Genomic DNA, 26,202 nt, shown 5'->3' with positions numbered 1-26,202 from the left:
CGATTAAGCTAATTCTCTTCGGCTTGCAAGGCTGTCTCGAGCGATGGGAGATTGATTTCGCGGAAGTGATCGACGTAGCCCCAGTCGGACTCCATTCGAAGCCCGGTGTCGAGGTCAGGGCTACCGTCGATCTGTGTTTCGACCGGTGACAACGGAAGAATTTTCGCATCCACCTCGTTTGCGAGGTCTTCGGCGAGCGTCGCCGGTTCGCCAACGTCGTACAGGACGTGTCCGATATCGAACTCCTCGATGAGTTCTTCGATCTCCTGTACGTCCTGCGGCGAGGCGGCGTCGTCCGGCGAGGTGCCGACGGGCGAGTAGATGTCGATACCGTAGCGCCGGTTCCACCACTGGAACGAGTCGTGGGTGCCGACAACGATCTCATTGAGCTGTGCGCGCTCGACGATGGCCTCGAACTCCTCGTGAACCGCCTGGAGTTCCTCGTTGAAACGCTCGGCATTGGCCTCGTAATCGTCGGCATGGTCGGGGTCGATCTCACTGATCCCGTCTGCAATGTTGCGAACACCGTTCTGGCACTCGATAGGGTCCATCCACCAGTGTTCGTCGTTGTCCTCTGCCGGACTATCGAAGAACTCGATCCCTTCTGAAGCCTCGATGACGACGACTCCTTCGTCTTCGAGTTGCTCCGCCGCGTCGTCTTGCCAACTCGAGAAATCACGAAGATACACGAAACCATCGGCCCGATCCAGGTCTTCGACGGTTCCCGGCTCGGGATTCCAGTCGTGACCGTGTTCGCCAACGGGGACCAGATCGATAACGTCCATGTGTTCTCCTGCAACCTGTCGAACGAAGTCCCACACCGCGGGCATCGTCGCGAAGACGGTAAACTCGCTATCGCCTTCATCACCGCCCCCATTACCGCCGTTGCCGTTTTGCGGATCGTCTCCGATACATCCGGCTAATCCGGCAACCAGTCCACCGGCACCGGCAAGCGCCTTCCGTCGCGTGAGGTTCCATGAAACCGATCGTTCGGTCTTCGAATCTGTTTTCATCAACGACGTGTTTGGCGACCCCATTAATAAATGTGACGGTACGAATATGAAGATTAGACATGCCTAATCTTTGACCGAGCCGATGTGTCGGTCGCTCATAAGCACGTACGTTCGGATTCGAAACCTCGCAGGTCTTGTTCCGGTATGCTCACTCGAGTGGCTCGTTCCAGATCGTGTGGCACAGTTACGAACCGAAAATCAGGTCGTTCGGAACGCACGGTCGCCGGCGTCGCCGAGGCCAGGGACGATGAACCCGTCGTCGTCGAGACGGTCGTCGATAGCGACGGTCAGGAGATCGATTTCTGGGAACGCCTCGTCGACGCGCAGCAGTCCTTCCGGAGCCGAGACCGCAGAAAGGACGATCAGATGTTCGGGGTCGACGGAGTTCTCGATGACGTGCTCGAGGACGGCGTTCATCGTACTGCCCGTCGCCAACATCGGGTCCGCGACGATCACCGTGTCGTCTTCGGTGATCTCTGGTAGTTTGACGTAATCGACCGTGATCGGAAACGTCCCCGTTTCATCCCGCCCCGCCTCCTCGTCTCGACTGGCGCTGATGACGCCCTGTCTGGCCCGCGGGAAGGCTTTGAGCAATCCTTCGACGAACGGCGTCGCCGCTCGCAACACGTTGATGATGACGACGTCGTCTAATCCTTTGACTCGCTCGCCCATCGTCGTCTCGAGTGGCGTTTCGATTTCGACGTACTGGGTTTCCATGCGGCCGTCGATGATCTCGTAGCCACAGATACGGCCGAGTTTGACGAGTCCCTTCCGGAAACTCACCTGTTCTGTTTCGACGTCCCGAAGCCGTGAGAGCGTATCTTTCGCCAGTGCGTGGGTGACGAGGTAGGCGTCGCCCCGATCTTCGATCGGCATACCTGAAACCCCTCGCCCCGGCCAATTGACGTTATCGGTCTTTTCGTCTCGCCGTGTGCTTCGCCAGCACGAGACGGCCAAGAGTATATATCGACCGACGCCATAGAGTGCTCTCAACTAGATGGAAGAGAGTATTTCGGGGTTCAAAGTTCGCGGTGACTGGGGCGACGTCGTCGAACACGGCGAACGCATCACCCAGGCGCTTCGTGATGCCGGTGTCGACGACCCCGATATCGACCTTGGTGCGCGCTTTGCACGCGCGTTCGAGGAGTGGGAAGAGTGGCGACCGAAAGCTCACGAACGCCTCGAGAGCGACATCAGCGAGAAAACCGCCGACCAGGCGAGCGTCGAGGAGGGCGAGGGTGAAAAAGCAGGAAAAGGACCAGACGAGGATATCAAAACCGCCGGCGAAAAGCTATCAGAATCGTACGAGGCACTCGAGAACGAAGACAGCGACGAGGTCGTCGACAACTGGAAAGAGTCGGTCGACTACGTGGCTCGAGCGGCCGATACGGCAGGCCGAAAGGCCTTGCGCCGCGTCGAGGACACGGTTTACCAGAAGGTGATGACCCAGCTCGCTCCCTACTACTTCGATAACGAACTCGTCAGCGCGAACATCCAGCAGACGGGTCGCGGAAACGGCGTCTCCTTTATTTTCGAGGTGAACGTGAACGACGACGTCCTCAAAGAGGACGTTTCGGAGTCACTGGCAGCCTACGAGGACGAAATCGACCGCTGGCACGTCGAAGTGGAGAAGGATACCGAGACCGCTGAAGCCATCGAAGGCGTCGAAGCGCCACCGGAGCCTCGAGACGCCGATGGGTCGCGGTCGACGACGAACTGATCATTTTCGCCAAGGCGATTTCCCAGCCAACGCGTGACAGCATACCGTGTTCTGCTCCCCCGAGCCGCCAGCGTCGGGTCGTCACACACTTATACTGGCTGACGCAAGGGCAGGGTAGATGGTCGAGATCGCGACGCTGCTGACGTTTGCGATAGCCGCGCTCGCGAGTCTGTTTATGGCGTGGGCGATCGGTGCTGGCTCGAGCGGGTCGACGCCGTTTGCTCCGGCGGTCGGCGCGAACGCGATCTCGGTAATGCGGGCGGGATTTCTGGTCGGGCTACTCGGGTTTGCCGGTGCCGTTTTACAGGGCGCGAACGTCTCCGAAGCCGTCGGAACGGAACTGATCGACAACGTCGTTCTGTCGCCGGCGGCGGCCACGATTGCGCTCACAATCGCCGCCATCCTCGTCGCTATCGGCGTCTTTGCGGGCTATCCCATAGCGACGGCGTTCACCGTCACCGGCTCGGTTATTGGGGTTGGACTGGCGATGAACGGTGATCCCGCATGGCTCAAATACCGCGAAATTGCCACGCTCTGGATTCTGACACCGTTCGTGGGCGGCGGCCTGGCGTACGCCATCGCCCGCACCCTTCGCGATGAACCGTTGTCCGAACGTTCGCTCATCGCGGTACTGGCAGGGGTGATCGGTGCACTCCTCGCACATATCGAGTTTGCCCTGCTCGGCAGCGGCGACGAGGGGGCCTCGATCTCCCAGGCAACGAGCGAACTGCTCCCGTTCTCGAGGCTCGTCGGTATCGCACTCGTTACCGCAGTCCTCGCGCTCGCGTGGGCACTGGTGTTCTGGTTCGATACGCGCGAAAGCATCGAACGCGGGGAACGTCACTTCCTGCTCGTCCTCGGTGGACTGGTCGCCTTCTCGGCCGGTGGGAGTCAGGTCGGCCTCGCGATCGGCCCGTTGATTCCGCTTTCCGGTGATCTCGGCCTCCCACTGCTCGCGTTGCTCGTCGGCGGCGGTTTCGGACTCCTCGTCGGTTCGTGGACCGGCGCACCGCGGATGATCAAAGCGATCGCCCAGGATTACTCCTCGCTCGGACCGCGTCGCTCGATTGCGGCGTTGATTCCGTCCTTTGCAATCGCACAGGCGGCCGTCCTCTACGGAATTCCAGTCTCGTTCAACGAGATCATCGTCAGTTCGATCATCGGCAGCGGCTACGCCGCCTCGACCGGCGGCGGCGTCAGTGCACGCAAAATGGGGTACACCGTGCTGGCGTGGGTTCTCTCGCTCGTCGGCTCGGTTATCCTCTCGTTCGTCGGTTATTCCGCGCTCGCGTGGCTCCTTTTCTGATTACACAACGACGTCGTATCGACATTTCTGGGCCTGCTGAGACGCTCGAGTAACATGCCGCTTCGGTAAAATCCGCTTCACCGTCGGTCAGTTCGTTCGAGTACGGCTCGAAGCAGACCGCGGATGGTTTGGGAACGACTTCCCCCGGCCTCTCGAGCCCTCGAGACTGACGTAATTCCCTCCTCGCTGGTACAGCGACACGTAGACTCGAGTGACAGCGGTGTCACCCGGTAACTGCAATGCCCACGAACGGTTTTGGGGCTGGCGTTCGAACGATTCAGCGATGACGACTGTTACAATCGTCGGCGGCGGCCCCGCCGGATTGAGCGCTGCACTGTTCACCGCGAAAAACGGCCTCGAGACCACAGTCTACGACACGGACGGAACGTGGATGCACAAGGCTCACCTGTTCAACTATCCGGGGATTGGATCGGTCGATGGCTCGGTGTTCATGGAGAACCTTCGCGACCAGGTTGATAGTTTCGACGTCGACCGGAAACAGGACGTCGAAGTAACCGACGTCACACAAACCGACGACGGATTCACCCTCGAGACCGGCGACGGAGCGGCGACAGCTGATTACGTGGTCTTAGCGACTGGAGCAAACCGAGACCTCGCCGAATCGCTCGGCTGTGCGTTCACTGACGACGGCGTCGTCGATGTCGGCGTGACGATGGAGACGTCGGTCGAGAACGCCTATGCGACGGGTGCGATGGGACGAATCGAGGAGTGGCAGGCCGTCATCTCGGCCGGAGACGGTGCCGCAGCTGCGCTCAACATACTCTCGAAGGAGAAAGGCGAGCACTACCACGACTTCGACGTCCCTGCTGACGCCGATCAGGTGTTCGGTGGTCTCGTCGACGAGTAGGACTCGAGCAGCATCAACGGTTCCTGACGTTGTCAGGCAGTGTTCACCGACACTCGTCGTGGGTCGCCTCGAGTCGATCCTCGCTCAACGTCTTCTTCGCCCTCGAGTGCCTTCATCCGTTTGCCGAAGATACCGATGAGGCGAAGGAGACGTATCGAACGGGCTTTAGGCCCGTAGCAGTCACTGTCAGCTATGACTGGCTCAGTCCAGTGGCGACGTGACGCCTCTACCTCCCGACTGGTTCGGGTACTGTGGGCACTCGGCGTCGGCACGTTTTTCGCCGTACTTTCGATTATCGTCTTCTGGCGGCTGTTCGATCTGACCGGCGAGGTCGGCGGGCAGGTCGTGATCGTCGGGATTGGGGCCGCACTCGTCGTCACGATCTTACTCGTCGCCCTCAGCCGAAATACCGAGGGGCACGTCGCCCGAGTCGCCCAGTCGCTGTCGCTCGAGGAACCGACCGCTCGAGGAGTCAGACGTGCCGTTGACGCCGCACTGGGAACCATCGCGATGATAGGCATTATCGGCGGCCTCATGGTCGTCGGTCGATACGTCTCTCAGGAAGGGCTGCTCGAAGTCGGTGCAGGCCCGTTTACGTTTCTGGCTGCTCTATCGATACCGCTCGCACTGGTCGCACTGGTGCTTTCGTCGTTTCTGCGCTCTGTGGGCACAATCGACGCCGAGGAGGGGGCACTCTATCTCCACGACCCCGACGAACACGTCGCCCTCGAGCACCTCGAGGGAGTCAGCGTTCGCCAGTTCGGCCAGACGGCTGTCGTCACTCTCGAATACGCGACACGGGATGGGACGTACGTTCCTGGCCCACGGCGACTGGTCGTTCCCGCTGACGTGGCTCGAGAACTCGAGGGACTCATCGATACCACACAGTGACATTCTGACCCGGCCAACGGCGCCGTCTCGAACGCTCCGTCTTCCAGTAGTTGGCTACGATAGTGGCTTCTGCACGGATGCGTGAAACCGGTCGTTTCACTCACTATTCGACGTCTGGGAGGGGACTAGGCGTCGTCGACGGCTTCGGCTTCCGCACCGTCTGCCTCCGCTTCGCCGTCTTCCTCTTCTATCGGCCGTTTCTCGAGGCGAGCTTTCATAATGCGGGTGTTCTCGACTTCTTCGACCGTGATGTCGACGGCGTCTTCGTCGTAGTGCATCTCTTCGCCTTCTTCGACGAGTCTGCCGGCGCGGTTGAAGATGAAGCCGGCGATGGTCTCGAACTCTTCGCCCTCCGGAAGTTCGATGTCGAGTGCTTCGTTGACGTCTTCGATGTTGACCTCGCCGCGAACGACGACAGTGTTTTCATCGAGGTGTTCGATCGGTTCCTCCTCCCCGCCCTCGAGGATTTCTCCGACGATTTCTTCGACCAGGTCTTCCATCGTCACCAGGCCCTCGGTGGTGCCGAACTCGTCGATGACGATAGCCATGTGCATCCGATTTTCGCGCATCTCGCGCAACAGTTCGTCGACGTTTTTGGACTCGGGGACGTGTAGTGTCGGGCGAATCACGTCGTCGATGGTGATATCGGCCGATTCGCCGTAGTTGAGATCGCGAACGAGGTCGCGGATGTGAACGACACCCTGAACGTTGTCCAGACTGCCCTCGTAAATCGGCAGTCGAGCGTGTCCGCTCTGGATGCTCGTTTCGATGGCTTCGTCGATGCCGGCATCTCGAGGCACGGCCGTCATGTCCAGTCGCGGCGTCATCACCTCCTTGACGATGGTGTTGTTGAACCGGAAAATACGGGTGAGCATCTCGTGTTCTTCTTCCTCCAGCACGCCTTCACGCTCGCCGGATTCGATCATCTCCTGAATCTCGTCTCGAGTCACGTACGGTGTCTCGATAGCCCCGGAGGAGCCGGTAACTCGGTTGACCATACGAGTCAGGTAATCGAAGAGGACGACCAGTGGATACAGCATGTACTCCGTTGCCTTCAGCGGTTTGGCGATGCGAACCGACCAGGTTTCGGTGTTTTCGACGGCGTAGGATTTCGGGGCGCTCTCACCGAACAACAACACGATAGCGGTGATTCCGAAGGTCGCGAATATCACACCGTAGAGGCCGCCCAGATGGATGGAGATGACGGCGGTGGCGATCGAGGACATGGCGATGTTGACGATGTTGTTGCCGACGAGAATCGTCACGAGTAGCCGGTGTGGGTCGTCTTTGAGTGCCTTCACTCGCTCCGCGCCGGGCACTTCGTCTTCGACCATCCCTTCGACGCGGTGTTTCGGGAGCGAGAACATCGCGATCTCGGAGGACGAAAAGAAACCCGAAAGCGCGATCAGCACGAGAACGGCGGCTCCGCCCAGAATCGTTACCGTTCGTTCGTCTATTTCGAGGCCCACGAGCGGCACTTCGTACGCGAGCGCGATCATCTCCAGCAGCAAACTCACCATTGACTCCCTAATCCTTATCATCCGACCGATTAACACTTTGCCCTTTTATGTCGACGGTCGGTCAGGGACGTACACGTGAATAACTGCTCGAGGCCCACGAACCGAGGCCGGGATACTCCGCGATAATACCGTCGACTCCGGCGGCTCGAAGGGCTTCAAACTGGCACCAGGTTTCGACCGTCCAGACGTTGACCGTTCGCCCCTCTTCGTGGGCAATTTCGAGGATGTCGATAGCTGGCTCAGATCCGTCGAGCCCGGCGTAAGCTGTTGTTACCATGTCGACACCGAGGATGGCATTTCGTGGGGGATGAATCGCCGCACAGTCGTATCGGCGGGCAATCTCGAGGCCCGCCTCGAGGTCGTCCCACACCAGCGTCCCGACGGCATAGTGGGGTGCTTTCCGGTGAAGCGAGGCGATTGCCGCTTCACAGAACGACGAAAAGAGCACTTCGCCGTCGAATTCGTCACAGTCTTCGAGGACACGCTCGACGAATGGATCCCACTTCGAGCGTTGCTGGGTCAGCGTCTCGTCATCGATCGACTGGCCTGGGAAGAGTGTCGACGTCCCCGGGTTCTTTAATTCGACGTTAACTCCGACACTCGCGGGTACCGCGGCCAGCACGGCCTCGAGCGTCGGCACCGTCTGATCGGTCCCAAGTACCTGCGCTGACTGTATCGACTCGAGTGGCGTCTCCCAGATGAGGCCTGTCTCGTCGGTCATCGGTCGCCCATCACGTCGTCCTTCGAGTCGGTCGTCGTGAAAGACGACTGGCGTCCCGTCGGCTGCTGGCTGGACGTCGAGTTCGAGCATGCCTGTCTCCTCGAGGGCGGCAGCGGCTTCCATCGCCCCGAGTGTGTTTTCGGGGGCAACACCCGCGAAGCCACGGTGGGCGATGATCGCTGGATCGTTCATATCCGGACGAACACGGCCTGCCGGCGTGTAGGTTTGGGTTCGGCCGTGGTTCCGAGTGCTCGCCTGACTGCTTTCGGCGCTCGAGGATTCTGTCGTTTCTTCGCTATCGGGTGGTACGGTCTGCTGTCGCCTCTTCCTGGTCATTGCCCTCCCGGCTCAGCAATCACTGATAAAAAGTCACAACAGATCGTATGAATCGTTCGAAACGCGGCAGGTTCGTCCGAACACCCAACGGTTAATCCCTTCCCGTCCACAGACTTCGGTATGCGAATCGCATTACTCGGCGGCACCGGTGACATCGGCGAAGGATTGGCCCTGCGCTGGGCCCACGACACCGACCACGAGGTGTTGATCGGTTCTCGAGACCCCGAAAAAGCGAGAGATTCGGCGAACGAGTATCTCGAGAACATCGAGGGCCGTGGTGTCGAAGCGAACATCAAAGGCTTCGATAACGAGATGGCGGCCGACCGCGCTGATATCGCCGTTCTGGCGGTTCCGCCCTATCACGTGGGCGACACCGTCGAGACGGTCGCCGACAAACTCGACAGCGATACGGTCCTCGTGAGCCCCGCCGTTGGCATGAAAGGCGACGAAGACGGCCTGCACTATCACCCACCAGGCACCGGCAGCGTCACGGCCCTTGTCGCGCAGAAAGCTCCCGAAGGGATACCAGTCGTCGGTGCCTTCCACAACCTCGCGGCGGCAAAACTCGCGAATCTGGATGCTGAGCTGGACGTCGACACGCTGCTCGTAAGCGATGCCGACGATGCCAAAAATACCGTTCATCAGGTCGCTGAGGAGATCGACGGCCTCCGCGCACTCGATGCCGGCCCCATCGCGAACGCTGCGGAAGTCGAGAGCGTGACGCCACTGGTCATCAACATCGCCCGCTACAACGACGACATGCACGACGTCGGTGTTCGGTTCCACTGATCACTTCGGCGGACCGATTTCGGCATACGCGACACTCGAGAACACTTCTCATCTCTTCGATACGCCTCGAGACGGTCTCGACGATATACTCTCGAAACAGCGTCTCGTCGTTACAGTAGGTCGTGGTGATACCCACACCCTCGTGCGTTGGTTCGGTTTCGGTCGTCACACACTTCGGTCCTGAGGACCCATTCGTTAATCGTCCGTGTCGCCTGTGTCGTCCGACTCACCTTCCCCGGGTGCCTCGGGCGCTTCATCGTCCCCTGCGGCTTCGTTGGGCGTGTCGTCTTCATGAACGGTATCATCATCTCCAGCCTCCTCCTCGTCTCCTGGGTCGACCTCCTCGACCTCGACGTCCTCGCCGACGATACCGCTTTTCGCGATGACCGGTAGCAGGTTGTAACCGCCGTGCCCCTTCTTGACGACGTTGATATCGAAGACGAAGGTGACCGCTTCATCTGCGGTCACTTCGAACGGTTTGACGATCTGGAGCTTCTCGCTCGGGATCTTTACCTCGGCGAGTTCGCCGTCGACGATACCCTCGATATCGGCAGCATACAGTTCGATTTTGTTGTACTGGCCCGGCTCGAGTTCGCCGTCGAAAACTTCCATCGCCTTGCCGCCGACGACCTGTGTGAGATCGACGGTCGCTCCATCGAGATCGAGTTCGAAAAACCCGCGTCCGTTCCGGTCGTCCCCGTCACCTTCATCGGTCGTGTCGTCGTCAACATTATCGTCTGCCCCCGGGTCGTCAGCAACAGTATCGTTCCCGTCTTCATCGTCGGTATCGTCACCTTCGGCATCATCACCCTCGTCACCGTCAGGGGAGCCACTCGCGTCGTCAGCTTCGGTGGCACTGGCCGAACCGGTATCGTCCGCTGATTCGCCGTCGTCGACCTCACCAGCCCCGAAAATTCGGGCTCGGTCGAACGTGACCTCGAGTGAGTCAAAATCACCGATGTCGGCGGGCAGGTCGCTGATGAGCAATCTGAAGTTCCCGACCGATCCGCTCTCGTCGCTCGAGTCGTCGTCCGTGGTCGGTTCGCTATCAGGAGATTCCGAGCCGGTATCGCCCCCGTTCGGATCGCTTGCTCCGGTACAGCCAGCGAGCAGCGCTGCACCGACGCCGCTACTCGTCCCGATAAACGTCCGCCGCTTCAGTTTATCCGGTTGCTCTCGAGTCTGTGTGTCCGTTCGATCTGTCGGGGTCATTAGATACGCAGTCGAGAGGACTCACTGTATAACAGTCAGATTCTCCAGACAATTTACAAATCGTTTATTTAGTTTGTTTGGTTCGAGGGGCGTCCGGAGGTGGACGAAGAGCTAACGGCTCAAGAGGTGTTCCAAACTGGGGTTTGAAAAGGATTACGCGCCAGCGCTCTCGAGTGCGTCTTCGATGTCTTCGCGCTGGGTGACGCCGACAAACCGTTCGACGACGCCGTCTTCGTTTTCGATGATGAGCGTCGGTAGCGAGCGTACCTGGTACTCGTTTGCGACGTCCTGTTCTTCGTCCACGTTGACTTTCTCGACCTCGAAACGTCCGTCCCAGTCCTCCTCGAGTTCCTCGAGGATAGGATCCTGCGTTTTACAGGGGCCACACCAGTCCGCGTAGAAGTCTTTTAGCGTAACAGTCATGCAGTTATGCCCTCTTTCCGCCCGTTGCGCATAAGGGTTTCCCACCTGTGTACGCTTGCCGCGAAGTCGGCACTCTCGAGCGCTGTTGCTGAAAAAACTCCTCGAGACGACCGGTACGGTCGCTCTCGGGTGAGTGGAAATTGCGTAAACGACGTAGGCCGGTGCAGAGCCCGCGTCGTCGATCGCCGCGAACGGGTTCCCGGGAGGTGCAGGCCCGGACCACCGAACGCAGCGTGGCAATGGTGGGGAAGGGTGCTGTGGTGGGTTGCTGGAAGCAACGGGTCAGTTGTGGCGTGGGATGCCTGTATGGTGGATGCGCCCGTTGACCTCCATCAGTACGTATCGGCGGGGAGGACTTCAACGGGGGTGTCAGTCCAACTGCTTCCGCCCGATTGCCCCACACTTAACCACAGTTCAATCTGCCGATATCGGCGACCAGAAAGTTCATAGAGCCATTTTTGGGATCCATGGTAATTGTTGATTATATATTAATTTCACGGAATTCCGCACCTCATACAGTTCCTGGCGACGGCTCGAGACCGATGTCTGTGATCGATTCCAGTACCAGCCTGACGGTTCGAATCTGATTCACAGCCCGCTTCATCTGGCCGATGCTGACAGCTATTCGGCTCCGTTGGCAGTCAACTCCTCGGCAAGCATTTCGACCGTGATCAACTCGGGGTCGAGTGCGAGGTCGAGTTGGCCACGGATGAACTCCGGAATCGTGTTGCGGTCGTAGACGACGGTTCGAATCTCATCGGTGAGATCACGGACGATCGGAATCGTCGTGGACTCGCTCACGTCGGTCAGCACATAGAGGTCTGCATCGACGATACCGGCTTCCTCGAGGAGCGGTCTCGAGATCGGGTCGGTACCGTTGAGTCGTTCGACGCGAACGTCGTGCGTTTCGAGTGCCCCTGCGAGATCGTCCTCGTCGGGGCCGGCGATGATTGCGTACATACGTTGAAGTGGATTCGAAAGCGGTTGTGTGTGTCGATTGCTCTGATACGGCCGATTGTAACTAGATACCGACGATCGCTGTATCGGTTGGGCGATCACCGGTAAGAGACGACAACCGACCGTATGAACGGTTGGTTCCGCGTGGTGCTCTCGAGGAGACGCGGATCTGGAGTACGCGTTCGCCTCCAGGTGCTTACTCGTATTCGATCGTTGCCGGCGGCTTGTGGGTCACGTCGTAGACGACGCGGGCGACGTTCTCGTTCTGGCCGGTGATTCGAGACTGAATGCGCTGGAGGGTTTCCCAGTCGATTTCCTGAGCGCGAGCGGTCATGCCGTCGCGGGAGTCGACCGAGCGAACGGAGACGACCCAGCCGTGGACGCGGTTGTCGCCTTTGACGCCCGTCGCCTTGCCGATGACGGCGGCGAGGGCCTGCCAGGGCTCGTACTCCTCGAGTTCCTCCTCGACGACGTGGCAGGCGTCGCGGGCGACCTCGAGTTTCTCCTCGGTGACTTCGCCGATGACGCGCACGGCGAGGCCGGGGCCGGGGAAGGGCATCCGCTCGGCGACGAGTTCGTCGAGGCCGAGGTGTCTGGCGACTTCGCGAACTTCGTCTTTGTAGAGGTCACGAACGGGTTCGACGATACCCTCGAAGTCGACGACCTCCGGGAGGCCGCCCACGTTGTGGTGGGATTTGATGCCGCCTTCGGACTCGATTCGGTCCGGGTAAATCGTCCCCTGAACGAGGTAGTCGGCGTCGGCGTCACGGGCCTCGCGCTCGAACTCCCGGATGAACTGCTCGCCGATGATCTTCCGTTTCTCTTCGGGGTCGGTGACGCCCGCGAGCGCCTCGAGGAACCGGTCTTTGGCGTCGATAATACGGAGACTATCCATGAACGAGAAGGTCTCGCTGATCTGGGCGGTTTCGCCTTTGCGCATCAGGCCGGTGTCGACGTACACCGGCGTCAACTGGTCGCCGACAGCCTCGTAGGCCAGCGCTGCGGCGACCGAGGAGTCGACACCGCCCGAAAGGGCGATGACGGCGTTGGCGTCGCCGATTTCGGCTTCTATCGATTCGGTCGCGTCTGGGACGAAGGTGTCTGTGTCTACCATCAGTGGGTTACCTCGTGTTCGTCGGTTTCGCCGTCGGTGTCTGCTGTCCGTTCGAGTGCCGCTCCGAGGAGGCCCACGAACGGTGGGCTCGGCTCGCCTGGCCGGGAGCTGTACTCGGGGTGATACTGGGTCCCGAGGAAGTACGGGTGGTCCTCGAGTTCCAGGATCTCCATCCGGTTACCCGCAGTGCCCGAAAACCGTAGCTGCTCGTTTTCGAACTGGTCGAAGTACTCGGGATTGACCTCGTAGCGGTGCCGGTGGCGTTCCTGGCAGGACGTATCCTCGTACAGGTCGTACGCCAGGGTTTCGGGTTCGATGACCGTCGTGTGCTCGCCGAGACGCATCGTACCGCCCATGTTCTCGACTTCGTACTGTTCGGGAAGGATGTCGATGACGGGATGGGGCGTCTCCTCGTCCATCTCCGCGGAGTGTGCCCCCTCGAGGCCCAGCACGTTTCGCGCGTACTCGATGACGGCCATCTGGAAGCCGAGACAGAGTCCGAGGAACGGCACGTCGTTCTCGCGGGCGTAGCGCACGGCCTCGATTTTCCCTTCGGTGCCGCGCATGCCGAACCCGCCAGGGACGATAATCCCGTCGACGCCCTCGAGTTGTCCGTCGTGGCCGTCGGCGAGGTCGTCGGCGAACACCCACTCGACGTCGACGTCGGCACCGAGTTCGAACCCCGCGTGTTTCAGCGACTCGTGGATGGACATGTAGGCGTCCTCGAGGTCGTACTTGCCGACCAGAGCGATGGTGGCGTCGTCGGTCTTCTCGGTCGTCACGACGTCACGCCACTCGCGCGTTCGCTCGCTGGCCGGGAGTGCATCCTTGGCCATCTCGAAGTGCTCGAGGACGTACTCGTCGAGGCCTTCCTCTTCGACGACGAGCGGGACGTGATAGACGTCCTCGACGTCGGGGTTCGAGAACACGGCGTCGGTATCGATGTCACAGAACAGCGCGATTTTCTCTTTGGTTTCGGGATCGAGTTTCTCGTCCGAGCGGCCGACGATCACGTCAGGTTGCAGTCCGATCGAACGAACCTCCTTGACGCTGTGCTGGGTCGGCTTGGTCTTTTGCTCGCCGTTTTTCGAGTACGGGACGAGAGTCACGTGCACGAACAGCACGTTCTCTTCTGGTTCCTCGTGGGCGAACTGGCGCAGGGCCTCGAGGTAAGGCATCCCCTCGATGTCACCGACGGTACCGCCGACTTCGACGAGACAGACGTCGGTCCCTTCGGCAGCCTCTCGAATGCGGCGTTTGATGTCGTCGGTGATGTGGGGGATAATCTGAACGGTCTTCCCCAGGTACTCGCCCGCGCGTTCGTTCTCGATGACGTGCTGGTAGGTTTTGCCCGTCGTGATGTTGTGATCGGAGTGCATGTCGATCCCCAAGAACCGTTCGTAGTTCCCGAGGTCGAGGTCGACCTCGCCGCCGTCTTTGAGGACGTACACTTCGCCGTGCTGGTAGGGATTCATCGTCCCTGCATCCACGTTCAGATACGGATCGATCTTCACCGCGGTGACGTCGAAGCCTGCGTTTTTCAGGAGACGGCCCGTGCTCGCGGCCGTGATTCCCTTTCCGAGGCCCGACATCACCCCGCCGGTGACGAAAATAAACTTGCTCCCCAACGAGGAGTCATACTGGGTGTCCGGTTCCGTCGGCATACCGAGTGTCCGAGCGAGGAGTTCAAAACGATTTCGGGACTCGCTCGCCGCGCTAGCGCGTGTCAGTCTCGAGGGTGTTTTTACCTCGCCGGTGGTATTTCGGCCGATGGAGGTTCGACTTGCAAACGAAGCCGACGCCCTCGAGGTTCGTCGCCTCATCGACGGCGCGATGCTCGAGGGCGGCGATGTCGAAGCCCGCATCGAGGCTGCTGACGTCCTCGTCGCGACCCTCGAGCGCCAGACGGCCGAGGGGGACACCCGCGAGGCTATCGGCGGAGCCATCGTGCTCGAGCACCCCCACGACTCGCCGGTCGGATCCGACGAAACGGAACCCGCTCGAGACACCAAGACGTCGTCGGCCCGCCACATTAGAGCCATCGCCGTCCGCCGTCGTCGACGCGGACAGGGGCTCGGTACTGCACTCGTCGAGGCCGCACTCGAGCGATACGGGACGGTGACGGCTAACTTCGACGCGGACGTCCGGCCGTTTTACGAGGCACTCGAGTTCGACATCGAGCGCGTTGCAGGGGACCGATACCGCGGGCAGAAGAATCGGTCGTAGGTTCGAGGCCTGCAGTCGTATGTTCGAGACCTGCAGTCGTATGTTCGGGGCCTGTTGGCTCGTGACGAAGTGTTACATCGAGTTACGCAGACACTGGCTCGAGTTCCGCGCTGAAGTGACGCAGTTCGGGAATCTCCGGTTCGCTTCGAATCGTCAGTCCGGACACCGACTCGGCGCGCTCGAGGACCGCTGCGGCGGTGTCGGCGACGTGTTCGAAGTGCTCGCGGTGGTAGGTTCGTCGGGGCACGGCGAGTCGGACGAGTTCCGGGCGATCGGTGCCTGGGAAGGCGAAACTCCCGAGTTCGACGCCGCGGACGCCGCCCTCGCGGTACAGTTCACAGACGAGCACCTGTCCGGGAAACTCGCCCGCCGACAGGTGGGGGAAACAGGCTTCGGCGTCGAGATAGACGGCGTGGCCCCCGGTTGGGGTGTAGACGGGAACGCCGCGGTCCTCGAGCAGGCCCGCGAGCGTCTGTATCTGTCCGATACGGTCGGCCACGTACTCCCGTTCGACCGCTTCCCGGAGGCCGACGGCCAGGGCCTCCATGTCCCGACCGGTCATGCCGCCGTAGGTGGGAAATCCTTCGTACAGAATTGCACGCTGTTTGCAGGCGTCGGCGAGCGATGGGTCGTCGGTCGCGACGAAGCCGCCGATGTTCGAGAGGCCGTCTTTCTTGCCGCTCATGACAAGGGCGTCGGCGTAGCCGAGTTGTTCGCGGGCAACGGCGGCGACCGAGCTTTCGGCGAACTCGTCCTCGCGTTCGGTCACGAAGTAGGCGTTCTCGGCGAACCGGCAGGCGTCGATGACGAACGTGGCGTCGATTTCGTCGGCGAAGGCGGCGACGCGACGGGTGTTCTCGATGCTGACTGGCTGGCCGGCTGTCGAGTTGTTGGTGATCGTCTGGATGACGACAGGAACGCGGTCGGCACCGACCTCCTCCACGACCTCGCGGCCGCGTTCGACAGAAAAGTCACCCTTGAAATCGCCCGAAAAACCAGGATCGGCCGCCTCCGGAACTGGGCAATCGACCGGGTCTGCTCCCTGATTGGCGACGTGGGCGCGCGTGGTATCGAAGTGCGTGTTGTTGAGCGCGACGTCGCCCTCGTCAAGCAGGGTGCCGTAGAGGACGTTTTCCGCACCCCGCCCCTGGTGGGCTGGAACGACGTGGGGAAAGCCCATGACGTCGACAACGGCATCTTCCAGACGCGCGAAGCTGCTCGAGCCGGCGTAGGATTCGTCACCCCGGATCATGGCAGCCCACTGCTCGTTGCTCATCGTGCCCGTACCGCTGTCGGTGAGGAGATCGATAAAGACGTCGTCGGCATCGAGATTGAAAGCGTTGTAGCCGGCCCGCTCGAGGGCACGCTCACGGTCGGCCCGTGGGGGGAGCGTGATCCGCTCGACCATCGTCGATTTGTACTGAACCATATCCGCATAGGGGTGTTCCGGCGTGTTGAATTCATCTGCGGATTTCTGGCTATCGCTCCACCGCAACGTACATCGACGGACGAAAGCTGTGTCTGGTGTTGACTGTTCGTTTGGACGACCGCTCTCGCTCGAGGGCGCACCGACAAATCGCACGTTTCTTATCGCCGCTCGCCTACCACTCGAACGAATGCCAAAGTCTGTCCTGCTCACGGGGGCCGGCGGGCGCGTCGGGGACGCCATCCTCGAAGAACTCGCCGAAACGTACGACTGGCGGTTGCTCGACCGCGAACCGCTGACCGGTGACTATCCCGGCGAGAGCGTCGTCGCCGACATCACTGACGAAACCGCCGTGGGGCAGGCGATGGAGGACATCGATACCGTGATCCACCTCGCGGGTGACCCTCGTCCGGAAGCCCCCTGGGACAGCGTCTTGCGAAACAACATCGACGGCACCCAGACCGTGTTCGAAGCGGCCGTCGACGCCGGCGTCGATAGCGTCGTGTTCGCCTCCTCGAATCACGCCGTCGGCGCGTTCGAAACCGAAGCCCGTACGCCCGAACTGTACCGCGCTCACGACGAGTTCCGACTCGACGGGACCGAACTCCCGCGCCCAGGTAACCTCTATGGCGTCTCAAAAGCCGCCGGCGAAACGCTCGGGCGGTACTACCACGACGAGCACGACCTCTCCGTGTGCTGTGTCCGTATCGGCAACCTCACGAAAGGCCACCCGCCAATCGATTACGAACGCGGCCAGGCGATGTGGCTCTCCTATCGCGACTGCGCTCACCTGTTCGAGCGAACCGTCGAAGCCGACTACGGCTACGAGATCGTCTACGGTATCTCTGACAACGACCGCAAATACTACTCGATAGAGCGCGCTCGAGAGGTGCTCGGCTACGAGCCACAGGATAACTCCGAAGCACACGACTAGTACGCTCCCAAACCGGTCGTCCCCTCTCACGCCTCGGAGGAAGCGACTCCGAACGAGCCAGATTTACTCGAAGCGCCCTCGAGGAGCTACAGCCAAGGGATTCGGTCACCAAGTACCCCTATGCGACTGTTCGTCAGCGTCGACTGTCCCGACTCGTTTACCGACCCGATTTCGACGATTCAGGACGACTTCTCGAGTGCTCCCGGCATCACGCTCACCGACCCGGCCCAGGCACACGTCACCTTGCAATTTCTCGGCGATGTGGAGGAACCCCGCGTCGGCGCTGTCGTCGACGCACTCGAACGAGCTGTCGACAGCGTCGATCTCGAGCCGTTCGAGGTTCGATTCGGCGGCCTCGGCGTGTTTCCGAGCCTCGAGTACATCCGCGTTGTCTGGCTAGGCGTCGAAAAAGGTGACACCGCACTCCGGGTGTTGCAGGAAGCCGTCGAGGACCACCTCGAACCGCTCGGGTACGAGGGGGATGACCACGAATTCACGCCTCACGTCACCCTCGGGCGGATGAATCACGCGGGCGGGAAGGCACACGTCCAGTCGATGGTGGAAGAACGCTCCCCGACAGTGGGGACGATGACCGTCGATTCGATTTCGCTCACCGAAAGTGTGCTGTTGCCCGAGGGTGCCGAACACGCGACACTCGAGTCGATTTCACTCGAGTGAAACTACCTCTCGTGTTCTGTGGCCGTCATGAAGGGTCGAACAGACCCTCGACGTCCGCCTCTCTCGTCTGGCGTCGTTCGACGTGGGCTTCGAGTCGGTCGACGATGAGCGCCCGTCGCTCCGGTTCGCGGACGAAATCGACGACCAGGGCCAGAAACTGGCTGGTCTCGTTCCCCGCAGACAGGTCGCTGCGGGCGTACTCGACACCCTGCTCGAGAACTGCCTCCTCGAACCCCAGTTCTTCAGCGAGGATGCCCGCAGCGACCAGTGTGGCCTCCACGTCGAGGCGCTCGAGACTGAGCGCCTGTCCTTCGTACTCGAGGGTGAGGGGACGACGTCGCTCGAGCACTTCAGGGTCGGTTCCGAGCGTCGCCAAAAATTCGCGAACGGGTGCCACGGCGACGTTTCGATAGGTGTCCGGGAGTCCCTCGAGGTACTCACCGGCGCTCTCGGCGAGGCCCACCGCTCCCTCCCAGTTGCGATTCCGGGCGTGGTACACCGCCGCGGTGAACTGGATCAACCCGTGCAACAGCCGCTCGTCGTCGGTGCCGGCCTCGAGACCCAACCAGTGGTCCTCCCAGGCGTCGTGGGCGGCGTGATAGTAGCCGTCGTTGTAGATGGCGATGCCAGCACGGAGTGCGCCACGCATACACGCTAGTATCTGACTCGAAGGATCAATATCCTGTCGACACGAGCGAAGGAGACGCCCAAACTCAAATCGATATTTTACGTTAGCCAGGCCTTTAGTGATAACTCGATGAAACACGGGGTATGAAACGCAGGACGGTTCTCCTCGCGCTCGGCTCGGCGTCGGCGCTCGCCGGTTGCCTCGCTGAAAATGGTGGTGCAGGCGGGAATGGCGACGCTGGCGACGACAACGAGAACGATGACGACGGAACGGCAAACGGGACGAACGGTGCAGGGGAAAACGACGGTGAACACGACGACGGCTCCGTCGTCGACTCTTTCGACGGCGAACTGTCGCGACCGGACTGTTCAGTCGACGCCGAAACCATCGAAATCGAGGTCGAACACGACGATGAACCGCTAACCTACCGGACTGCAGCGACGAAACCCTACCCGGATCCGCCGGATTCGCTCGACGAGGACACCATCCTCGAGTATCTCGACGCGTTCGAACACGCCTACGTCTCCAAAGAGGTGTTGTGTGGTCGAAATGGCTCGGGCCACATCCTCACGATCGCCTACAGCCGCCAGGAGCGCAAGGTGTTCGACTGGGAGACGCCGGGAACGACCATTTTCCTGTTACGGGCTGCAGGCGCGACTCGAGGAATCGAGGATAGCGGTGGCGAATGGGCAGCCGAACTCGGGTTTCACGGCGTCGTCTACACCGTCGACGAAACCGGCGTCGCTCGAGCCGATTTCGACGGAGCAGGCGGGCTCGAGGCCGACGAACTCGAATCGAAAGCTCCGAACCCGCTCGAGGACGGGGAACTGGTTGCCAGGTTCGGCTAACCACCGTTCGTCTCGCTCGTCGCTATCGCTCCTCACTCGCAAAATCTGGAGTAAACGGTGTTTCACTCAGCCTTCGAATCCGTCTTCCCAGCGGAACCGTCCGTTTCGCTGAATCACCTCGCCATCCACTTCGAGACGCGACTCCTCGCTCATATCGGTAATCATGTCGACGTGGACGGCCGACTCGTTGCCCGTCTCTCCCTCGGGGAGACAGGCGTCGTAGGCTCGACCGACAGCAAGATGAACCGTGTCGCCCATCTTCTCGTCGAAGAGGATACTGTCGGTAAAGCGGTCGATGCCACGGTTCATGCCGATGCCGAGTTCGCCCAGCCGTCGGGCACCCTCGTCGGTCTCGAGGATTTCGGTGATCGCGTCCTCGCCCTGTTCGGCCTCGTGGGAAACGACCGCGCCGTCCTCGAACTCGAGGTGGACGTTGCGGACGGCCTCGCCGTTGATCGTCATCGGGACGTCGAACGTGACGGTGCCCTCGGTGGCGTGTGGTGCGGTAAACACCTCGCCGCTGGGGAGATTGTGCGAGTCGTACCTGACCGACGCCGCACTGTTGACTGCGGTTCGCCCCTCGATCGACATCGTGAGGTCCGTTCCGTCTTTGACGAGTCGGACCTCCGAACCGGCATCGAGGACGTCTTTCATCTTGGCCATCTCCTCGGCGAGCGATTCCCAGTCCCGCAAAATCGCGTCGTAGGCGAAGTCCTGGTACTCCTCGTAGGCCATCCCCGCCTGCTGGGCGAGCGAGCGAGTGGGGTGGACCGTCGAGACCCATCGCGTGTCGTATCGAGCCTCTCGAGTCGCCGAGCGAGCCTTTCGGTACGCCTGGCGCGTTTCGCTCGGGACGTCAGCCATCGCGCTCGTGTTTCGACCGCCGCCGAGCGAGAGCACGACGTCGGCCTCCTCGTACAGTTTCCGCTCGAACGCTGGGTCTTCGTCGAAGTCGCCATCGTGGGCGCGCAGGTACGCACGAGTGAGTTCCCCGGAGGCGTACGTCGACAGGAGGTTCGCGCCGCGCTCGCCGAGCGCCTCGGCGACGGCCACCGCCAGGTCGTGGGCGTCGGGACCGACCGAGAGAACCACGTCGTCCCCGTCTTCGATCTGTGCACTCCAGTCGACAAGTACCGCTGCGTGCTCGCGTACGCGTTCGTCCATATCGACTCTCACTCGAGGGGGCACTAAACGTTCGGTGATTCGCCTCGCGGACGATCACTATCACGTTTGTAGCAAGTGTTTCACCCCCTCAGACCCTTTGGTATGTGAATGATAGTGTATAATATTAATTCAATAGTGATATGTCGAACCTGTACTAATCGGAGAAATATCGCAGAACTGGCGTCGAAACCGTTTCAGACCGTAGTGGCTCCCGTTTCGTCCCTCGAGCGAACGAAGCCAACGACGGCGTAGACGACGGGCGTATCGAGGAACGCGATCAGGAGTTTCAGCAGGTACTGGCCGACGATCAGTGCCGCAAGTTCGCTCCCCGGGAGGACGGGACCGACGCCGAGTAGCCGCGGTGCGATGGCGAACGCGATGGTGACGAAAATCAGGGTGTCGATGGCCTGACTGCTCGCCGTCGACGCGATGTTTCGAAGCCAGAGCCGGTCTCCGTTCGTCGCGTCACGAATTTCGTGGAACACCCAGACGTCCCAGTTCTGGCTGACCACGTACGCCAGCAGGCTCCCGGCGACGATGTTCGTCGACGCCCCTAGCACTGTTTCGAACATCGCCGGGTCGACGCTCGCCGGGGAGGCTGGTGCGGCAATGGTCGACCAGACGAGCACCAGGAGGACGAAGTTCATCGCGAAAGCCACGTTGACGACGACCTGTGCGGCACGACGCCCGTACAGTTCCGCATAACAGTCGCTGGCGAGAAACGTCAGCGCGTACGCGAGGGCCGCACCGGGCAAGACGAGTTCTGCCCCGGTAACGGGCAACGAAAACGGGAGGTCGAACGCCAGTACTTTCGCGGCCGTCACCTGAGCGGTGATCAACGCTGTCACAAACAGCGCGATCAACGCCACCTGTGGGACGCTCGGTCCACGATCATATTCAGACATTACTCGAGTATTCTCAAGCGAAGGCTCAAAACCACAGTGGTTTCGACTGGGCCCGCTCACTTGGTCGCTGCTGAACACCGTCTCGCGATTCTCTGTCGTTCGTATCGTCGGTTGCCCCCGCTCGAGGTGGCTGTCCGGTGCTCGGGATCGATGGGGCTGATCGACCACGATGAGTGCTCATGGAATACTATTCGGGGTGAGGTCGGATCTCCCTCGAGCTCGTATTCGCCACCGTCACCATGAAATAATGTTTCAGCGGTTCGGCCCTCTCGAGTGTCCGTTCTGGTTGAAAAAGACCGAGAAAACGCTGATTCGGCGGTTTCAGGTGGCCGTCGGGCGTGAACGCGACTCACGCAAGTCTTATCTGTGTATCGGCGCTGTGTTCAAAAGCAATGGCGAAAGGAAACGTTGATTTCTTCAACGACACAGGCGGCTACGGTTTCATTTCGACGGACGACGCGGACGATGACGTATTCTTCCACATGGAAGACGTCGGCGGCCCGGACCTCGAAGAAGGCACCGAGATTGAATTCGACATCGAACAGGCCCCCAAAGGCCCCCGCGCGACGAACGTCACCCGCCTGTAACACGGCACCCGTTCAATAGCTCGGTTTTCACTTTTCAGTATTTTTACCCCGAGAGTGACGACACTCGAGTGGGTATCACAGCCCGGTTACGTCTCCTCTCGAGTCGTACATTTTCCAAGCCGATAGTCCCGCTCGAGAGTGATACTGCCGGTCAAAGAGAGTTCGCCGAACGGTAGCGGCGAGTTCGAACAATGTCTGACAGAATGAGTAGACGGCCCCTAACGGTCGCTACGGATGATATACTCTAAAACAAGAGTGTCATCGCTCGGAATAGGTTTAGACTCGTCGCAGGCACGCAGGCGTGTCTGTCGACGGGCGACCGGAGAACTATGTCGATCGATACATCCCATTCATCCCGTTCGTCTGCACTGTTCGTGACCGTACTCGTGACCCTCACCGCGGCGGTGATCGTGGGGCTGGTAGCCGGCGCTGGCGTGGCCTCGAGTGTCACCGACGTCTCGCCGCTGGCCGGGCCGACTGGCGAGAACGTGAGCGAAGACGCCTACGTCGAGGCCGTCCCCGAACCCGGCGACGAGTGGTTCGAAGCCGAAGCCGCCGACGGCAGCTGGATTAGCTACGTCAACCCACGAGACGAGTACCGAGACCCGTATCTGGGGCAAGGCTCGGGTAAAATCTGCGTGGCGCTAGTGAACGAGGCGGGCGAACCGATCACGGGCGAGACCGTTCCGGGGACGACCGTTACGGTGCCGACCGGTGAGTCTCTCGAGTGGCACTCGAGTGCTGACCCGATGGTGGTCCAGTATCCCGTTACCGACCACTACGAGCGCCCGCTCGATGCCGACCAGTTCGGCACCGCGGACCACGTCCCCCAGGGTGATGGCTACGTGGACAGCCACTGCATCGAGTTCCACGGCCTCCATCACAATGGCGACGAGATCAGCTACGGGGAAGCGTTCGTCGAGGGTGAACACGCCGACCGTATCGAAATCGTGGGCTACATCCAGCAGGACGGCCAGGCCTGGAACACCGATATCGACCCGATCGAGGACGCCGTCTCTCACGAGGAAGCCGGCGGTGGCTGGGTGTATGAACCGGACGGTTCACACGGCCAGGTGGTCGTTGTGGCCCAGTTGACGGGTACCGATTCCGCCGACGATGGGAGCAGTGACGATAGCGACGGTGAAGATGGTGATGACGGCGACAAGAGCGAGGGTGATGACAGCGACGATGGAGATGGTGATAGCGACGACTCGAGTGGGACGGACGATCCAGGCGGAACGGATCACTCGGGTGACGACCACGGCTCGGACGACAGCTCCGGTGGTGATGACACAACGTCACCGGGAGACGATTCGACCGTGACTGACTCGAGCGATACCACTGACGACACCGATGCCGTTAGAGACGACGACCTTCCAGGATTCGGGGCGCTCGTCGCCCTCCTCGCCGTGACGGTCGTCGTCGGCGTGACGCTGCGGGACCGTCGTCGATAGGACCTGATTCGTCCCTCGAGGGGCTGTAGACGCCTGCTCGTTTGTGACGCGGGATGTCCTCGAGTCGAAAGCATAGGACCTAGCAAGACCTGCCTCGAGTCAAAAGCATTCGTTTCGAAACTCATATTGGGTGGCTCTCGAAGCTAGGGCCGTGAACGACAACCGGGCACAGTTCTGGGCGCTCTATCTCTCCCGGTTTGCCGAAGGCTTCGGTTTCATCACGCTGATCACGCTGTTGCCGTTTTACATCCAGACGCTCGAGCCCACGGATACGACGGTTTTCGGGCTGACGATCAGCGCCGGGATCATCATCGGCCTCTACACCTCGGGATACACGATCGGGAAGGCGCTCTCGATCATCCCGCTGTCGTGGCTCGGCGACCGCTTCGACAAACGACTGGTCTTACTCGGCGTGCTGGGGTTGAGTATCGTCGTCTACGCGCTGTTCCCGCTCGTCGACTCGAGCGCCTCGTTCATCCTGCTTCGTGCCCTGCAGGGAGTGGCTGTCACCGGTTCCGGGCTCATGGGGCTCTCGCTGGTCGGCCAGATTGCGGACGTGGGCACGCGAGCCAACTACATCGGAAAAGCCAACGCTGCCAGCTTTGCGGCCTCGATTGTCGGGAGTTTGAGCGCCGGCGTCCTCTACGACAGCTTCGGTTTCGGTCCGATTTTCACCATCATCGTTTGCGTGCTGTTCGTTGCCTGGTTCGGGACCTACCGATACCTCGACCCCGACGAAACGCGCGTTTATGGCTTCCCGTTTACCGGCCTTGCGTTCAATCGTCGCATCCTCACGCTCTCGAGTTTTCGCGTCCAGTACGCCTTCTCGGTCGAGATGGTTCGCGTCTGGGTCGCTATCTTCGCCGGCGTCTCCGCTGCCGAGGGTGGCCTCGCCTTCGGGGCGTTTGCCGTCTCGCTCGTCGTCGCCGCCGAGAAGTTCACGAACATGGTCTGTCAACCGTTCACCGGTCGGCTCTCGGATGACTACGGCCGAGCACTGTTCGTCTTCGCAGGCGGTGGCGCGTACGGCCTGGTCGCATTCGTCGTTCCCTTCGCACCAGCTATCGGCGAGGGACTCTCGTTGCCGGCAACGTACCCCGGACTCGGACATCTCTCCCCGGCGTTCTTACCACTGCTCGGCCTCTCGGCGTTACTCGGGGTCGTCGACAGCTTCCGGGAACCGGCGAGCATGGCGCTGTTCGCCGACGAGGGGACCAGCGAGGGCGGCGTCGCCTCGAGTTTCGGTATTCGGGAACTCGTCTGGCGACCCGGCAGCATCATCGGACCACTACTGGGTGGCTGGTTGATGACCGAGGTGAGCATGGCATCGGTGTTCTACGTCGGCGGCGCGTTCGCGTTGACCGGAGCGCTGACGTTCCTCGTGGTGTTGACTCGGTTTCACGGCACCGACGCGTTACAGTCGTGGTGAATCACCCTGGGTTCGAGCGGTCGAAAAGCGAACCGTTCCAAACGATTCCGAGAGCACTTGGTTCACTTTTACATTAGAAGGGCTGAAATACACGAATTCGATATATTTGCATGCGTAGGTCGCCCTGCTAAGTGACTGACATTGTTAGGGGCACAACGGATTGGTCCACTGCCAATACGTCCCGTTGATGTCGACAGATCAAACACGCCGACGGCTCCTCACAGTCGTTGGCTCGAGTGGTGTACTGGCACTGGCTGGCTGTCTCGGTGGGGACGACGAAGATGCTGGCGGGAACGGTGAAAGCGATGACGGGATGGACGACCACGACGACATGGGTGAGTACGACGACGAATACGACGACGAGGAAGCCGATCACCAAGACGAGGACGACGGGACGGACGCCGACGTTCGCGTCGCTCACCTCTCACCGGATGCACCGAACGTGGACATCTGGATCGATGGTGAAGCCGTCCTCGAGGACGTCCCGTTCCGCGCGGTCAGCGAGTACCTCGAGTTGCCAACTGGGACCTACGAGGTCGCGATTGCGGCCGCCGACGATCCGGATACCGTCGTCTTCGAAGAAGACCTCGAGATCCCTGAGGGGACGTTCACGGTCGCTGCACTCGGCGAACTGAGCGAGGAGAACCAACCGTTCGCACCGGACGTATTCGCCGACGACGTGAGCGACCCGGGTGAAGAGGCTCGGGTACGTCTCGTTCACGCCTCTCCCGATGCGCCGGCCGTCGACGTTACGGTCGGCGACGGTGACACCGTCCTCTACGAGGACGTCGCATTCGGCGAAACCGCGAGCGTCGAAGTCCCCGCCGAGTCCTACACCCTCGAGGTTCGACCGGCGACCGCGGACAACGATGGCGATGTTGTCGCCACATTCGAGGTCGAACCCGCCGCTGGCAACGTCTACACGGCTTTCGCCGTCGGCTACCTCGACGCCGAAAACGCCCCCGCTGACGAACCGTTCGACCTCGAGGTCGTCCTCGACGCCGAGTACGATGGAGAGGCGGCAGACGCCGAGGATGATGGGTATGCGGCAGA

25 protein-coding genes and 1 pseudogene are annotated in these 26,202 nt (G+C 60.9%); 13 read left to right on the top strand and 13 right to left on the bottom strand.

Annotated elements, in window-relative coordinates; all coding sequences use genetic code 11:
• Positions 1–8 precede the first annotated feature (8 nt).
• Both NLK60_RS13060 and upp read right to left on the bottom strand, forming a co-directional pair.
• Positions 9–1,013 carry a metal ABC transporter substrate-binding protein gene (locus NLK60_RS13060; RefSeq protein WP_254808211.1) on the bottom strand — a complete coding sequence of 335 codons (1,005 nt, stop codon included), beginning with the start codon at positions 1,011–1,013 and terminating at the stop codon, positions 9–11.
• Positions 1,014–1,211: 198 nt separating this feature from the next.
• Complete coding sequence (upp, locus tag NLK60_RS13055; RefSeq protein ID WP_254808210.1) at positions 1,212–1,889, bottom strand: uracil phosphoribosyltransferase; 678 nt, start codon at positions 1,887–1,889, stop codon at positions 1,212–1,214.
• A gap of 121 nt (positions 1,890–2,010) precedes the next feature.
• Between upp and NLK60_RS13050 the strand changes: the two genes are divergently transcribed.
• The 4 genes from NLK60_RS13050 to NLK60_RS13035 all read left to right on the top strand — a co-directional run bounded on the left by NLK60_RS13050 (position 2,011) and on the right by NLK60_RS13035 (position 5,798).
• Positions 2,011–2,733, top strand: a complete 723-nt coding sequence (locus tag NLK60_RS13050) for a DUF5828 family protein (protein ID WP_254808209.1) — start codon at positions 2,011–2,013, stop codon at positions 2,731–2,733.
• 118 nt (positions 2,734–2,851) lie between these two features.
• Positions 2,852–4,039 carry an inorganic phosphate transporter gene (locus NLK60_RS13045; protein ID WP_254808208.1) on the top strand — a complete coding sequence of 396 codons (1,188 nt, stop codon included), beginning with the start codon at positions 2,852–2,854 and terminating at the stop codon, positions 4,037–4,039.
• 283 nt (positions 4,040–4,322) lie between these two features.
• Positions 4,323–4,907, top strand: a complete 585-nt coding sequence (locus tag NLK60_RS13040; RefSeq protein WP_254808207.1) for an FAD-dependent oxidoreductase — start codon at positions 4,323–4,325, stop codon at positions 4,905–4,907.
• Between the two features lie 192 nt (positions 4,908–5,099).
• Positions 5,100–5,798, top strand: a complete 699-nt coding sequence (locus NLK60_RS13035) for a hypothetical protein (RefSeq protein ID WP_254808206.1) — start codon at positions 5,100–5,102, stop codon at positions 5,796–5,798.
• Between the two features lie 125 nt (positions 5,799–5,923).
• Here the strand turns inward: NLK60_RS13035 and NLK60_RS13030 are convergent, their stop codons facing one another.
• Both NLK60_RS13030 and NLK60_RS13025 read right to left on the bottom strand, forming a co-directional pair.
• Complete coding sequence (locus NLK60_RS13030; protein ID WP_254808205.1) at positions 5,924–7,318, bottom strand: hemolysin family protein; 1,395 nt, start codon at positions 7,316–7,318, stop codon at positions 5,924–5,926.
• A gap of 61 nt (positions 7,319–7,379) precedes the next feature.
• A complete protein-coding gene (locus NLK60_RS13025; RefSeq protein ID WP_254810487.1) occupies positions 7,380–8,231 on the bottom strand; it encodes a glycerophosphodiester phosphodiesterase in 852 nt (283 codons plus the stop codon).
• A 264-nt stretch (positions 8,232–8,495) separates the two neighbouring features.
• Here NLK60_RS13025 and npdG point away from each other — a divergent pair, with 264 nt between their 5' ends.
• Positions 8,496–9,164: an NADPH-dependent F420 reductase gene (npdG, locus tag NLK60_RS13020; protein ID WP_254808204.1), complete on the top strand. Its 669-nt coding sequence runs from the start codon at positions 8,496–8,498 to the stop codon at positions 9,162–9,164.
• Between the two features lie 195 nt (positions 9,165–9,359).
• On the opposite strand, the gene NLK60_RS13015 is transcribed toward npdG, so the two are convergent.
• The 5 genes from NLK60_RS13015 to pyrG all read right to left on the bottom strand — a co-directional run bounded on the left by NLK60_RS13015 (position 9,360) and on the right by pyrG (position 14,534).
• Positions 9,360–10,376 carry a DUF4382 domain-containing protein gene (locus tag NLK60_RS13015; protein WP_254808203.1) on the bottom strand — a complete coding sequence of 339 codons (1,017 nt, stop codon included), beginning with the start codon at positions 10,374–10,376 and terminating at the stop codon, positions 9,360–9,362.
• A gap of 153 nt (positions 10,377–10,529) precedes the next feature.
• Positions 10,530–10,799 (bottom strand): thioredoxin family protein, encoded by a 270-nt coding sequence (locus NLK60_RS13010; protein WP_254808202.1) that lies wholly within the window; start codon positions 10,797–10,799, stop codon positions 10,530–10,532.
• A 621-nt stretch (positions 10,800–11,420) separates the two neighbouring features.
• Positions 11,421–11,759, bottom strand: coding sequence for a DUF7126 family protein (locus NLK60_RS13005; RefSeq protein ID WP_254808201.1), 339 nt, complete (start codon positions 11,757–11,759; stop codon positions 11,421–11,423).
• Between the two features lie 193 nt (positions 11,760–11,952).
• Positions 11,953–12,870, bottom strand: coding sequence for a glutamine-hydrolyzing GMP synthase (gene guaA, locus NLK60_RS13000; RefSeq protein WP_254808200.1), 918 nt, complete (start codon positions 12,868–12,870; stop codon positions 11,953–11,955).
• Positions 12,870–14,534: a glutamine hydrolyzing CTP synthase gene (gene pyrG / locus NLK60_RS12995; RefSeq protein ID WP_254808199.1), complete on the bottom strand. Its 1,665-nt coding sequence runs from the start codon at positions 14,532–14,534 to the stop codon at positions 12,870–12,872. The genes guaA and pyrG overlap by 1 nt, the downstream gene beginning before the upstream one ends.
• A gap of 106 nt (positions 14,535–14,640) precedes the next feature.
• On the opposite strand from pyrG, the gene NLK60_RS12990 reads away from it, so the two are divergent.
• The gene (locus tag NLK60_RS12990) at positions 14,641–15,096 is read left to right on the top strand and encodes a GNAT family N-acetyltransferase (RefSeq protein WP_254808198.1); all 456 of its coding nucleotides are present in this window, start codon (positions 14,641–14,643) and stop codon (positions 15,094–15,096) included.
• An 82-nt stretch (positions 15,097–15,178) separates the two neighbouring features.
• On the opposite strand, the gene NLK60_RS12985 is transcribed toward NLK60_RS12990, so the two are convergent.
• Entirely contained in the window at positions 15,179–16,525 is a 1,347-nt protein-coding gene (locus NLK60_RS12985; RefSeq protein WP_254808197.1) for a tryptophanase, read from the bottom strand.
• A 187-nt stretch (positions 16,526–16,712) separates the two neighbouring features.
• Here NLK60_RS12985 and azf point away from each other — a divergent pair, with 187 nt between their 5' ends.
• Both azf and thpR read left to right on the top strand, forming a co-directional pair.
• Positions 16,713–17,456, top strand: a complete 744-nt coding sequence (gene azf / locus NLK60_RS12980; protein WP_254810486.1) for an NAD-dependent glucose-6-phosphate dehydrogenase Azf — start codon at positions 16,713–16,715, stop codon at positions 17,454–17,456.
• A gap of 120 nt (positions 17,457–17,576) precedes the next feature.
• Complete coding sequence (thpR, locus tag NLK60_RS12975) at positions 17,577–18,134, top strand: RNA 2',3'-cyclic phosphodiesterase (protein WP_254808196.1); 558 nt, start codon at positions 17,577–17,579, stop codon at positions 18,132–18,134.
• Positions 18,135–18,159: 25 nt separating this feature from the next.
• Here the strand turns inward: thpR and NLK60_RS12970 are convergent, their stop codons facing one another.
• Positions 18,160–18,783 carry a DUF309 domain-containing protein gene (locus NLK60_RS12970; RefSeq protein WP_254808195.1) on the bottom strand — a complete coding sequence of 208 codons (624 nt, stop codon included), beginning with the start codon at positions 18,781–18,783 and terminating at the stop codon, positions 18,160–18,162.
• A gap of 122 nt (positions 18,784–18,905) precedes the next feature.
• On the opposite strand from NLK60_RS12970, the gene NLK60_RS12965 reads away from it, so the two are divergent.
• Complete coding sequence (locus NLK60_RS12965) at positions 18,906–19,610, top strand: hypothetical protein (protein ID WP_254808194.1); 705 nt, start codon at positions 18,906–18,908, stop codon at positions 19,608–19,610.
• Between the two features lie 66 nt (positions 19,611–19,676).
• Here the strand turns inward: NLK60_RS12965 and NLK60_RS12960 are convergent, their stop codons facing one another.
• Both NLK60_RS12960 and NLK60_RS12955 read right to left on the bottom strand, forming a co-directional pair.
• Positions 19,677–20,774: an aminopeptidase gene (locus NLK60_RS12960; protein ID WP_254808193.1), complete on the bottom strand. Its 1,098-nt coding sequence runs from the start codon at positions 20,772–20,774 to the stop codon at positions 19,677–19,679.
• 194 nt (positions 20,775–20,968) lie between these two features.
• Complete coding sequence (locus NLK60_RS12955; protein WP_254808192.1) at positions 20,969–21,679, bottom strand: queuosine precursor transporter; 711 nt, start codon at positions 21,677–21,679, stop codon at positions 20,969–20,971.
• A 392-nt stretch (positions 21,680–22,071) separates the two neighbouring features.
• Here NLK60_RS12955 and NLK60_RS12950 point away from each other — a divergent pair, with 392 nt between their 5' ends.
• The 4 genes and pseudogenes from NLK60_RS12950 to NLK60_RS12935 form a co-directional block, all read left to right on the top strand.
• Positions 22,072–22,266, top strand: coding sequence for a cold-shock protein (locus NLK60_RS12950; RefSeq protein WP_049922404.1), 195 nt, complete (start codon positions 22,072–22,074; stop codon positions 22,264–22,266).
• Positions 22,267–22,595: 329 nt separating this feature from the next.
• Entirely contained in the window at positions 22,596–23,720 is a 1,125-nt protein-coding gene (locus tag NLK60_RS12945; RefSeq protein WP_254808191.1) for a PGF-CTERM sorting domain-containing protein, read from the top strand.
• A gap of 151 nt (positions 23,721–23,871) precedes the next feature.
• Positions 23,872–25,149: an MFS transporter gene (locus NLK60_RS12940; protein WP_254808190.1), complete on the top strand. Its 1,278-nt coding sequence runs from the start codon at positions 23,872–23,874 to the stop codon at positions 25,147–25,149.
• 187 nt (positions 25,150–25,336) lie between these two features.
• A pseudogene (locus NLK60_RS12935) lies at positions 25,337–26,161 on the top strand (DUF4397 domain-containing protein); the annotation flags it as partial.
• Positions 26,162–26,202 lie beyond the last annotated feature (41 nt).

Source organism: Natronosalvus amylolyticus, assembly GCF_024298845.1.
GTDB classification, from domain to species: Archaea; Halobacteriota; Halobacteria; order Halobacteriales; family Natrialbaceae; genus Natronosalvus; species Natronosalvus amylolyticus.
Note: the sequence above shows the minus strand (reverse complement) of the source record. Positions and strands in the feature narration are given on the sequence as shown.

What these genes read in the sequence shown, in the direction of transcription:
- NLK60_RS13060 (WP_254808211.1), bottom strand. Translation starts at nt 1,013, where the DNA reads ATGAAAACAGATTCGAAGACCGAACGATCGGTTTCATGGAACCTCACG.
- upp (WP_254808210.1), bottom strand. Translation starts at nt 1,889, where the DNA reads ATGCCGATCGAAGATCGGGGCGACGCCTACCTCGTCACCCACGCACTG.
- NLK60_RS13050 (WP_254808209.1), top strand. Translation starts at nt 2,011, where the DNA reads ATGGAAGAGAGTATTTCGGGGTTCAAAGTTCGCGGTGACTGGGGCGAC.
- NLK60_RS13045 (WP_254808208.1), top strand. Translation starts at nt 2,852, where the DNA reads ATGGTCGAGATCGCGACGCTGCTGACGTTTGCGATAGCCGCGCTCGCG.
- NLK60_RS13040 (WP_254808207.1), top strand. Translation starts at nt 4,323, where the DNA reads ATGACGACTGTTACAATCGTCGGCGGCGGCCCCGCCGGATTGAGCGCT.
- NLK60_RS13035 (WP_254808206.1), top strand. Translation starts at nt 5,100, where the DNA reads ATGACTGGCTCAGTCCAGTGGCGACGTGACGCCTCTACCTCCCGACTG.
- NLK60_RS13030 (WP_254808205.1), bottom strand. Translation starts at nt 7,318, where the DNA reads ATGGTGAGTTTGCTGCTGGAGATGATCGCGCTCGCGTACGAAGTGCCG.
- NLK60_RS13025 (WP_254810487.1), bottom strand. Translation starts at nt 8,231, where the DNA reads ATGAACGATCCAGCGATCATCGCCCACCGTGGCTTCGCGGGTGTTGCC.
- npdG (WP_254808204.1), top strand. Translation starts at nt 8,496, where the DNA reads ATGCGAATCGCATTACTCGGCGGCACCGGTGACATCGGCGAAGGATTG.
- NLK60_RS13015 (WP_254808203.1), bottom strand. Translation starts at nt 10,376, where the DNA reads ATGACCCCGACAGATCGAACGGACACACAGACTCGAGAGCAACCGGAT.
- NLK60_RS13010 (WP_254808202.1), bottom strand. Translation starts at nt 10,799, where the DNA reads ATGACTGTTACGCTAAAAGACTTCTACGCGGACTGGTGTGGCCCCTGT.
- NLK60_RS13005 (WP_254808201.1), bottom strand. Translation starts at nt 11,759, where the DNA reads ATGTACGCAATCATCGCCGGCCCCGACGAGGACGATCTCGCAGGGGCA.
- guaA (WP_254808200.1), bottom strand. Translation starts at nt 12,870, where the DNA reads ATGGTAGACACAGACACCTTCGTCCCAGACGCGACCGAATCGATAGAA.
- pyrG (WP_254808199.1), bottom strand. Translation starts at nt 14,534, where the DNA reads ATGCCGACGGAACCGGACACCCAGTATGACTCCTCGTTGGGGAGCAAG.
- NLK60_RS12990 (WP_254808198.1), top strand. Translation starts at nt 14,641, where the DNA reads ATGGAGGTTCGACTTGCAAACGAAGCCGACGCCCTCGAGGTTCGTCGC.
- NLK60_RS12985 (WP_254808197.1), bottom strand. Translation starts at nt 16,525, where the DNA reads ATGGTTCAGTACAAATCGACGATGGTCGAGCGGATCACGCTCCCCCCA.
- azf (WP_254810486.1), top strand. Translation starts at nt 16,713, where the DNA reads ATGCCAAAGTCTGTCCTGCTCACGGGGGCCGGCGGGCGCGTCGGGGAC.
- thpR (WP_254808196.1), top strand. Translation starts at nt 17,577, where the DNA reads ATGCGACTGTTCGTCAGCGTCGACTGTCCCGACTCGTTTACCGACCCG.
- NLK60_RS12970 (WP_254808195.1), bottom strand. Translation starts at nt 18,783, where the DNA reads ATGCGTGGCGCACTCCGTGCTGGCATCGCCATCTACAACGACGGCTAC.
- NLK60_RS12965 (WP_254808194.1), top strand. Translation starts at nt 18,906, where the DNA reads ATGAAACGCAGGACGGTTCTCCTCGCGCTCGGCTCGGCGTCGGCGCTC.
- NLK60_RS12960 (WP_254808193.1), bottom strand. Translation starts at nt 20,774, where the DNA reads ATGGACGAACGCGTACGCGAGCACGCAGCGGTACTTGTCGACTGGAGT.
- NLK60_RS12955 (WP_254808192.1), bottom strand. Translation starts at nt 21,679, where the DNA reads ATGTCTGAATATGATCGTGGACCGAGCGTCCCACAGGTGGCGTTGATC.
- NLK60_RS12950 (WP_049922404.1), top strand. Translation starts at nt 22,072, where the DNA reads ATGGCGAAAGGAAACGTTGATTTCTTCAACGACACAGGCGGCTACGGT.
- NLK60_RS12945 (WP_254808191.1), top strand. Translation starts at nt 22,596, where the DNA reads ATGTCGATCGATACATCCCATTCATCCCGTTCGTCTGCACTGTTCGTG.